Origin of the sequence: Anaerobacillus alkaliphilus, assembly GCF_004116265.1 — a bacterium.
Classification (GTDB): domain Bacteria; phylum Bacillota; class Bacilli; order Bacillales; family Anaerobacillaceae; genus Anaerobacillus; species Anaerobacillus alkaliphilus.
Genome location: NZ_QOUX01000062.1, coordinates 1 through 555 on the forward strand (window position 1 = coordinate 1; position 555 = coordinate 555).

At 52.1% G+C, this 555-nt stretch carries 5 tRNA genes; all 5 read left to right on the forward strand.

What is annotated here, in order from left to right:
- The first annotated feature begins 48 nt into the window (after positions 1–48).
- Positions 49–124: transfer RNA gene (locus DS745_RS24315), tRNA-Asp, on the forward strand.
- Between the two features lie 29 nt (positions 125–153).
- A tRNA-Tyr gene (locus DS745_RS24320) sits at positions 154–237 on the forward strand.
- 15 nt (positions 238–252) lie between these two features.
- Positions 253–326, forward strand: a tRNA-Trp gene (locus DS745_RS24325).
- A 20-nt stretch (positions 327–346) separates the two neighbouring features.
- Positions 347–422: transfer RNA gene (locus DS745_RS24330), tRNA-His, on the forward strand.
- Positions 423–438: 16 nt separating this feature from the next.
- Positions 439–513, forward strand: a tRNA-Gln gene (locus DS745_RS24335).
- Positions 514–555 lie beyond the last annotated feature (42 nt).

The following is a 555-nucleotide window of genomic DNA, read 5'->3' on the forward strand; positions in this document are numbered from 1 at the left end:
GAAAGCGGCGCGGGGGTTCGAATCCCTCTTCCTCCTCCATATAAACCTGGACCCGTGGTGTAGCGGTTAACATGCCTGCCTGTCACGCAGGAGATCGCCGGTTCGATCCCGGTCGGGTCCGCCATTTCATACTAAAATAGTAATTCTATATTCGGAGGGGTAGCGAAGTGGCTAAACGCGGCGGACTGTAAATCCGCTCCTTAGGGTTCGGCGGTTCGAATCCGTCCCCCTCCACCAACCGATTTAAAACTTAGGGGCATAGTTTAACGGTAGAACTGAGGTCTCCAAAACCTCCAGCGTGGGTTCGATTCCTACTGCCCCTGCCAAAAGAAAAATAAATATTATGGCGGTCGTGGCGAAGTGGTGAACGCACCGGATTGTGGCTCCGGCATTCGAGGGTTCGATTCCCTTCGATCGCCCCATATTAATTTTAGATCTTGGGCTATAGCCAAGCGGTAAGGCAACGGACTTTGACTCCGTCATTCTCTGGTTCGAATCCAGATAGCCCAGCCATTTATATGCGGAAGTAGTTCAGTGGTAGAACACCACCTTGCC